Origin of the sequence: Microcoleus sp. M2_D5, from assembly GCF_036701935.1 — a bacterium.
GTDB lineage: Bacteria > Cyanobacteriota > Cyanobacteriia > Cyanobacteriales > Microcoleaceae > Microcoleus.
In genome coordinates this window covers 1-6,043 of sequence record NZ_JAUBRP010000143.1, presented here as the reverse complement: position 1 = coordinate 6,043, position 6,043 = coordinate 1, and the positions used below count along the sequence as shown (strand labels likewise).

Annotated in this window: 7 protein-coding genes; 6 read left to right on the top strand and 1 reads right to left on the bottom strand. The window is 46.7% G+C overall.

Going from position 1 to position 6,043, the window contains the following annotated elements; translation table 11 throughout:
* From QUA50_RS28845 to QUA50_RS28830, 4 genes are all read left to right on the top strand, one after another.
* Positions 1 to 358: ATP-binding protein (locus tag QUA50_RS28845; protein ID WP_333409760.1), on the top strand; the 358-nt coding region annotated here is incomplete at its 5' end.
* Positions 359 to 473: 115 nt separating this feature from the next.
* A complete protein-coding gene (locus QUA50_RS28840) occupies positions 474 to 2,735 on the top strand; it encodes a phosphodiester glycosidase family protein (protein ID WP_333299404.1) in 2,262 nt (753 codons plus the stop codon).
* 569 nt (positions 2,736 to 3,304) lie between these two features.
* Entirely contained in the window at positions 3,305 to 4,156 is an 852-nt protein-coding gene (gene aroF, locus QUA50_RS28835; protein WP_333259481.1) for a 3-deoxy-7-phosphoheptulonate synthase, read from the top strand.
* 299 nt (positions 4,157 to 4,455) lie between these two features.
* A complete protein-coding gene (locus tag QUA50_RS28830; RefSeq protein ID WP_333259484.1) occupies positions 4,456 to 4,656 on the top strand; it encodes a heavy-metal-associated domain-containing protein in 201 nt (66 codons plus the stop codon).
* A 2-nt stretch (positions 4,657 to 4,658) separates the two neighbouring features.
* Here QUA50_RS28830 and QUA50_RS28825 read toward each other — a convergent pair whose 3' ends face one another.
* Positions 4,659 to 5,066: a metalloregulator ArsR/SmtB family transcription factor gene (locus QUA50_RS28825; protein WP_333259487.1), complete on the bottom strand. Its 408-nt coding sequence runs from the start codon at positions 5,064 to 5,066 to the stop codon at positions 4,659 to 4,661.
* Between the two features lie 146 nt (positions 5,067 to 5,212).
* On the opposite strand from QUA50_RS28825, the gene QUA50_RS28820 reads away from it, so the two are divergent.
* Complete coding sequence (locus QUA50_RS28820) at positions 5,213 to 5,380, top strand: metallothionein (RefSeq protein ID WP_333171546.1); 168 nt, start codon at positions 5,213 to 5,215, stop codon at positions 5,378 to 5,380.
* A 288-nt stretch (positions 5,381 to 5,668) separates the two neighbouring features.
* Positions 5,669 to 5,929 (top strand): DUF7219 family protein, encoded by a 261-nt coding sequence (locus tag QUA50_RS28815; protein WP_333055966.1) that lies wholly within the window; start codon positions 5,669 to 5,671, stop codon positions 5,927 to 5,929.
* Positions 5,930 to 6,043 lie beyond the last annotated feature (114 nt).

Below are 6,043 nucleotides of genomic sequence, written 5' to 3'. Positions count from 1 at the left end.
GTTAAACCAGGTATTTATGAATGTGCTGGCTAATGCCATTGACGCTCTGGAGGAGTCAAATAAGGGGCGCAGTTTTACTGAAATTAAAGCCCTACCCAATCAAATCACGGTTCAAACTGCTCTGAGTGAATCCAACAATCAGGTTGTGATTCGGATTAAGGATAATGGAGTGGGGATGTCGAACGATGTCAAGGAAAACATCTTTAACCACTTATTTACAACCAAGCCTGTGGGTCAAGGAACTGGATTAGGATTGTCGATCGCCCACCAAATTGTGGTGGAAAAACATGGAGGTACATTAGTGGTGAATTCTTGCCTGGGGCAGGGCTCGGAGTTTGCTATTTCTATTCCGGTGTGAGCCTTGTGTAGTAGGGCTTGAGGGCAATTAGCGCCGTTGAGTAAGAACAAACATACGGATTTTCCGGGTTTCTAAATCCCCATGCGTTGAGAAGTAAAATTGTGAGTTGTAAGCTGTGAAACGTAATTTTTTCTATTGGCGCCCAATATTGTCAGTCTTAATTTTACCCGTAGTGGCGATCGTCCCGTCTTTAGTCGGGAATCAACCCGCAAGAGCACAAGAGGGGGAAAGGGCTGGGTTGATTGATGCTTCGAGCTCCCGCCTGGGAATGGATTCCCTGGCTGATAGCGAAAGTCGGTTGAAACTCACATCTTGCACCATTGTCAATAAGCTTTTTATGAACAGGCAAGATGCCTGTTCCACAAGAGATGAATTTTATTGTGGAACAGGCATCTTGCCTGTTCTGGAGAATGGTGCAATATCTCAGTTGAAACCGACTGAAATATTGACATATAGTCCTCTTGAGAGGACTTCAGCTATGAGACAGGGAATTCATTCCCTGTCGGAATATAGGTTTTTGACTCAATCCCTACCGCCAGATTCCAGAATCAAACAAGGCCGCCAAGTTTCGCTAAACGGCCGCATTCTCCCCCTAAGTTGGACTCAGCAGCCGGCAAACAGCACTTCTGCGAATTTCCGAACTTGGATTGCTGACGTTGGATTGATGCAAGGTGCGGGAGTGGATTTGCTTAGCAGCGCCGACAGTACCAAACAACCGGTGCAGTGGTTTTCGGTATCTTTAACCGGTGATCAAAGCTTAGCAGCGCGGCCAACAGGCCCCTATCGTTATCTAGATGTTACGGATTTTGCTAGACTTGCGGGCTGGGAGATATCTGCTGATGGAAATAGTCTAAAAATTACTTCTCAAACTGCAAGTGTTACCGGAATTCGGCAAGCAGAAATAGAATCGGGCGATCGCATTGTAGTAGATATCGATCGACCCGCCCCGTGGCAAGTCAACTTTGTCAATACGCCAATCCCGTCGCCGACACCCACACCCAACCCCCCTGACGACCCCACAAAGCCCGCTATCCCACTCCCAAACCTCCGTGCAGCGCCAAACCTCGAAACACCAGACGACCCGACAAAACCCGCTCTCCCGCTGCAAATAACGCCCGCAGCGCCGATCGCCGGTCAAGAATGGTCGATCGCGATCGATGCCAAAGTCGATCCGGCGTTACTTCAGGAAACTTTTCAAACCAGCCAACAATTGCTATCACTAAAAGTTGAACCTGACGGCGATCGAACCCAAGTCAAAGTGAAGATTCCTTTAGGTTGGCGGCCGCAAGTTTTGGGCCTGGGAAATCCCAATCGATTAGTTATCGATATTCGGCCAGATTCCTTAGTAGAAAAAAACATTGTTTGGGCGCCCGGTGTGCAGTGGCGGCAGCAGTATCAGAATTTAGGAACCGATCGTTTTCCGGTAGTTTGGTTAGAAGTTAATCCGCGTCAAGCGGGTGTGAAAATTCGACCAATTCTCAGCAATCCGCCGACAGATCGAGGCACTGCACCTTTATTGCAAACAGCAGAAGTTTCCGGTGCGGCGGCTGCAATTAATGCAGGGTTTTTCAATCGAATTAATCAGTTAGCTTTAGGCGCAATTCGGCGGGACAATAAATGGCTTTCCGGGCCGATTTTGAACCGGGGGGCGATCGCCTGGAACGATCGGGGAGAATTTGCGATCGATCGTTTGACTTTGCAAGAAACTTTGATAACTCCGACCAATCAATTTTTGCCTGTTTCTCATCTCAATAGTGCCTACGTACAACCGGGAATCGGTCGCTACAATTCTGATTGGGGAACAACTTATACTCCGCTGTCTGGCAATGAAGTAATTGTGACAGTTGCGGGCGATAGAGTTGTCAGCCAATCCCCCGGAGGTGCGCCGGGAACAACAACTTTTCCGATTCCAGCTAACGGTTATATTTTGGCTTTGCGTGCCGATTTGTTCCCGGCATCTGAACTTTCTATCGGCACTTTATTGCGTTTGGAAACTAACACTTTTCCTGCTGATTTCAACCGTTTTCCTTACATTCTCGGCGGCGGGCCGGTGTTGGTGCAAAACAGTCAAGTTGTGGTGGATGCGAAGGCGGAAGGGTTTAGCGATGCGTTTGTTAGACAGACAGCAATTAGAAGTGCGATCGGGCGAACTGCTGCGGGGAATTTGCTGATTGTAGCGGTGCACAATCGCGCGGGCGGGGCGGGGCCAAATTTCGCAGAACTGGCGCAGATTTTGCAGCAAATGGGTGCTGTGGATGCTTTAAATTTGGATGGGGGAAGTTCGACGGGTTTGTATTTGGGAGGTAGTTTGCTCGATCGACCTCCGTCAACTGCTGCGAGAGTTCATAATGCGATCGGTATTTTCATTCAACCATAAGTAGTTAATCTTCGACATTAATTTTCGGCAGTTAGAAACCGCTACTACACAAACAAAGTCCACCTACGTGGACTGGTAAATGTGAATATCCCAACCTGCAGAGGCAGGTTTCGTCTTTGTAGCCCCGGTTTCCAACCGCCGCGGCATCTACAAATCTTTTGCCAAAAATAACTTGACATCCCAGTCTCCCTGTGCTAGCTTGTCAAATAGTATTGTGTTCGATCCACAAATCCCAGCACTTCAGCTATGTTCACAGCCAACAGCTATTTTTATTTTTGGTACAGCCAAGTTTGCCCGGAGTGAATTTGCAATTCACTGTGAACATCCGGGCGAACCGCAGATTAACACCTGCGGTTTTGTTTTTTCTAGTTTTTTTCACAACAACCAATCGAGTACAAGCGAAAACAGCAATGACATTATTCAGTAACTGGTACTACAGCTTTTATTTTTGGCCCAACAAGAGTTCTGGGTAAATTGTCGCGCTGTCTTTTCGCACCAACCCGGAACTCTTAAAAGTTCCGGGTTTTTTGTTTTCAACCACCCACTTAATTTTCTTGGAAAATATCCTCATGTTAGAAGCCAAACTCGCAACCAAATCTCATCCCGAACACCAAACAATTGTCAAACTTTCAGAAACAGTCTCAGTCGGGTGCACAGAATTATTAATCATCGGTGGCCCCTGTACTGTAGAAAGTTCCCAACAAATGGAAACCGTCGCCCGCCAACTATCCGCCGCATCCGTGCAAGCTTTGCGAGGCGGAGTCTACAAACCCCGCACTTCTCCCTATTCTTTCCAAGGGATGGGAATTGAGGGACTGGAAATTTTAGCCGATGTCAGCAGGCGTTACGGTTTGCCCGTGGTGACAGAGGTAATGTCGATCGCCCAAATTGAGCCAGTTGTCACCTATGCTGATATGCTGCAATTAGGCAGTCGGAATATGCAAAACTTCGAGTTACTAAAGGCGATCGGTCAAGCCGGAAAACCTGTTTTGCTAAAACGCGGCTTGTCAGCCACAATCGAAGAATTTGTGATGGCCGCCGAATACATTCTCAGTCACGGAAATCCTGATGTAGTTCTCTGCGAAAGAGGCATCCGCAGCTTCGACAATTACACCCGGAATGTATTAGATTTAGGTGCAGTCGCAGCACTGAAACAGTTAACTCATTTGCCAGTAATTGTAGACCCTTCTCACGCTGTCGGCAAGCGAGAATTAGTCGCACCACTCGCCAAAGCAGCGGTTGCTTGCGGTGCAGACGGATTAATTATTGAATGTCACCCGCAACCGGAAAAATCAGTTTCTGACGCGCGGCAAGCTCTTTCTTTACCAGATATGGTAGATTTAGTTGCGATTTTGCGGCCTGTAGCGGCGGCCGTTGGGCGGTGCATACCAGATACTAAGTCATTAGTCATCAGTCATTAGTTATTAGTTATTAGCTATTAGTCATTAGTCATCAGTCATCAGTCATATTATGTCCGGTCGATTACCCCTAATACGGTAGGGGCCCGTGAGCCCACAATATCTGCCAATAATTAACAATCTCAAAAACCCGCCCTTTTAATCGCTCGATCGGAGATGATATCATTAGTCATTAGTTGGCGCCGCAGGACTTGGCTTTTGTAGGGTCAGAATTTATTCTGGCGCACTTTTGCGGGGAAAGCGAAATTAGATTAAAATAAAAGCACAATCAACACTGTCATCTACAATATTTGGCTTTTATTATGGCAATACTACTTAAGGTTCCCTCGATCGTCTGTTCCGGCTGCGGTGATACAATTACCAAAGCCATCAAAACTGTTGACTCCGAAGCTACTGTAAATGTGGATGTCGCAGCTAAGACTGTTACTGTTGAAGCCCAAGCTTCTGATGAGTCAATCAAACAAGCTGTGGTAGCTACGGGCCACACCATCGAAGGAGAATAGTATTAGGCTTCGTCTAAGTGTTCGGCGACTGCTTGGTAAAGTTCAAAAACGTGGCGATCGAGTAAACTATAGAAAACTTGTCTCCCAACCTTGCGGTAACTTACCAACCGCATCGCCCGCAATGCCCGCAACTGGTGCGATACTGCTGACTCGCTCATACTCAACGCCGCAGCTAAGTCGCACACGCACAGTTCTTGTTTTGCCAAAACCGACAGCAGCCGCAGGCGGTTCGCATCTCCCAAAAGACTGAAAAACTCAGCCATCCGCTGAGCTTTTGCGGTGTTGAGCACTTGTGTTTGGATGTCCCCGGCCCGTACACTGTCAACTAGGTGCGGTCGATCGCACGTTGGTGTATCGTGTTGTTCGAGAGGCTGACTTATCGCTCCATTAACAGCAGAGTTTGGTGACATCTTTTCCAGGCTGGTTTTAATTCTCATTTTCATTTTAGTGCGATCGGCAAACCTTTTGTAACAAAACTTTTACATTCCCTTGACTTATATCTGAATATGTGTTCATATATAAGTATAGACAAACAACCCCACCAGGAGAAGCTCAAATGACTACCGCCACCCAAACAAAATGTGCCTGCCCTTCATGTTCGTGCGTTGTCAGCCCCAGCGAAGCCATTGAAAAAGACGGCAAAACATACTGTTCCAGTGCTTGCGCTGACGGGCACCCCAACGGCAGCGGCTGCGGCCACACCGGCTGCGAGTGCCACAAATAAATATTCGGCTTCAGAAAAGATTAATCGCCAACTGCCAAATATATCTCAAGGGAGATGCGAACCGCGCATTTCCCAATTTTTTGCTTTTAGGTTAAAGAAAAGTTAAAATATAGGTAACTTAAGGTTAAGACTGCATTAATAGACCAAATACAGAGCGAAAAAGCACAATTGCTACTTACGCAATACAATAGAAGCAAGTTAGCGCCGCGACACTGAGTACAAATAGTGCTATTAACAGCAGAGACCGAACCAAAAGTTGAATACCAAAAGTTAAATTAGGAGGGGGCAATGAAAGAGCGGGAAGATTTTTTACATCCTCGCAATCGCTACTACGGTGATTTCACGCCAGAAAACTTGGCGTTTAATGCCAATTTGCAGGAGTTTGCTCAAAAAATAACTTATATTTGCTCGCTGGAAACAGGGGGGAAAATTAGTGCTGAGAAAGCCTATAAAGATATTAAGATGCTTTGGAAAGACTTAAAATCCTCTAAGAAGCAATTGGGAATTGGCCAAAACCCCCCCAGTACCGAGGAGCAAAATTCACCTTAGAAATGAGAATTAAATAACTTTCACTCTTGAAAGTGGGATGGGCGTCCCGCCCCAGAAGATGTAGCAGCAGATGTCGAGTCGCGCGACAGACTGTTAGCTGGAGAAATTTTTAAT